At 30.9% G+C, this 2,436-nt stretch carries 4 protein-coding genes and 1 pseudogene; all 5 read right to left on the bottom strand.

Annotated features, from left to right (window positions below; translation table 11 throughout):
• A partial coding sequence (locus tag KHW44_RS08615) for a hypothetical protein (protein WP_304068476.1) occupies nt 1–488 on the bottom strand: 488 nt, incomplete at its 3' end.
• 10 nt (nt 489–498) lie between these two features.
• A complete protein-coding gene (locus KHW44_RS08610) occupies nt 499–960 on the bottom strand; it encodes a CtsR family transcriptional regulator (protein WP_002835572.1) in 462 nt (153 codons plus the stop codon).
• Nucleotides 961–1,309: 349 nt separating this feature from the next.
• Nucleotides 1,310–1,675, bottom strand: coding sequence for a hypothetical protein (locus KHW44_RS08605; RefSeq protein WP_304068473.1), 366 nt, complete (start codon nt 1,673–1,675; stop codon nt 1,310–1,312).
• Between the two features lie 33 nt (nt 1,676–1,708).
• Nucleotides 1,709–1,840, bottom strand: coding sequence for a hypothetical protein (locus KHW44_RS08600; protein ID WP_275077097.1), 132 nt, complete (start codon nt 1,838–1,840; stop codon nt 1,709–1,711).
• A gap of 110 nt (nt 1,841–1,950) precedes the next feature.
• Nucleotides 1,951–2,436, bottom strand: a pseudogene (locus tag KHW44_RS08595) (deoxyribonuclease HsdR); the annotation flags it as partial.

Genomic DNA, 2,436 nt, shown 5'->3' with positions numbered 1-2,436 from the left:
TCATCAGACAAGCTATCCAACTTCTCCAAAATTTCCTTTGCCTTTTCAAAATTCTTAGGGAATTTGCCCCTGTAATATTTTGGATAACTTTTCGAATTTCTCTTATCCATGATGAAATCTCTGAAATGATCGTAACAATATTTGCAACCAATCGATGAATAATTCTTCAACTCATCAAACGGCATATTGCACACTGGACACACACTTTTATCGTCAACATCTTTCTTTGAAGATTCTTGTACCTTTTCAAAAGGCAAATGTTCCACCACATCAGAAATTTGCTTTGCGATTTCTTCAAAAAGCTCCTTGTTTTCGTTCAATTCTTGATCAGAATCAAACTTAAAATCAGAATTCGAAATAATCTCATTCTTCAAATTATTCATATATTCTTCATAGCAATCATGACACAAATTCACATCACGAGCACCAAATGGTCCCACGATTTTAACTTGAATAAAAGCAGGTTTGCCACAATTATCGCAATTCATATAATCACCTCTATCTCATAAAAGCCAATAACATATTCTTCAATAAATCAGCCCTCAGAATATTCCTGTCATTAAAATCCACCTTCGACAAAGTATTATCCTCTAAAGCGTGAACCATAACCAAAGCTTCCCTTTCAGTTATCAATTCCTCATCTAAAAGCATATTAATAATATTATTCGACTTATCCTTTGTAATTCTATCTCCAATAACATTTTCGACAATCTCCTTAATAGGATTACTGTCTTCAATTGTTAATTTTATTATTTTAACATATCCACTTCCACCGCGTCTACTTTCAATATAATAACCCTTGTACGGAGTAAATCTAGTAGTCAGAACGTAATTAATTTGCGATGGAGCACAATTAAACTGATTGGCAAGATCATTTCTTCCGATTTCGATGAAATCATCGTCAGTGTTACTCAACAACTGCTTCAAAAAAGCTTCAATGCTGTTACTAAGCCCTGCCATACTATCACCTCTTTTGACTTTCTCTGACTAATTGCATAAAAAAATTTATCTTTCTTAAATTATACCATCTTTGACCTTTCATATCAACAACAAAATCCTACAACATTTCTAATATTTTCAAAATAAAAAGGAAAGCTATGAAGCTTCCCTCAATATTTTGAAATCATAATTTTACTTTTCTCTAAAATTCTCAAATATTCAATTTAGATATTTCTATAATAAAATTATCCTTTATCATGAAATAAAATTCTTCTGCTACTTCTTCGTATAATTCTTTAATTCTATTAACCTCATCTGGTTTTTTCATTCCAATATACAAAAATTCTTTTTTTCATCTGGATTGTCCTTTCTATTTAAGAACAATACTTCCGAAACTTAAAATCATAACATACCATTTTAGAATTTCCAACAGACTGTGTGAATCAATAACCAGCACCGCAATTAAAATTAAATGTGGAATTGCCAAGACAATACAAGTAGTTACAACTACCCAATTCTTTTTTACAAAGAAAATTGCAAAAATAATTAACCAAGCCCACAAAGAAAAAGGTACAAACATCGTAATATGATTAAAGAATTCATTGTTCAACACATTGGCTACACCACCATTCAACGGATTATTTCTCACAGTAACTATAATCCCAATAACAAATACCAATACTGAAAATATTGTAATTCCGTAAAATATTTTCTTAGAATCTATACTCTTTTTCATTTGACCACTCATTTTTGTTAGCTCCTCAATAAGTTATATTCCTACAAAAATCTCTTCGATTTTTTCTATTTTTTCGAGAACAATTTGTTTTTTCTTTTCTCTCGCTCCCTGTCTACGAGAAGTAGTTGGCAAAATTTTATCTAATCCAGTACCTGCATAATCCACAAAATCTTTTGCTATTGACTTATTGATAAAATGATATGCCCTTCTTTCAACTTCTCTTCTTCAACAAGAAATTTGACATTCTTTTCTTTTTTGGCAAACGAATAGAAAGTTTACAAAATATCATCATTATCCTTCAACTCTGACAATTTTGTTTTATTGATAAAATCCATCACCAAATCTTCCTTAGCTCTAGTTCCCAAGCTCGACCTTATAATTCTACGAACCTCTGCCTTTAAGTTTTCTACATCTTCATGTTCTTTGGATTTTTCCAAAATCAAAGCCAAAATATAATCCAAGTTTATCTCATCAGTTTTCAACAAATCTATTTGGAATTCTACATCTGAGAAATCCACCTGTTGTTCTTCAGAGTCTTTGGAATTTCTTGAATTTACAATATTTTCTCTAATATCAACATACACACTCTTCATGTCTTGCATTAATCTATCAGAAATAATTTTGTCGAAACTCTCAAACTCATCGAAATTTTTGAGAATATTTTCAGACTTCAATAACTCTCCAAAAAGTTGTACAAATTCCTTCTTGTCAGCCTCCAAGAAAATCTCAGTTGGATCCGGGAATTTTGCAACAATTTCATT

Source organism: Finegoldia magna (genome assembly GCF_018371055.1).
GTDB classification, from domain to species: domain Bacteria; phylum Bacillota; class Clostridia; order Tissierellales; family Peptoniphilaceae; genus Finegoldia; species Finegoldia magna_I.
Note: the sequence above shows the minus strand (reverse complement) of the source record. Positions and strands in the feature narration are given on the sequence as shown.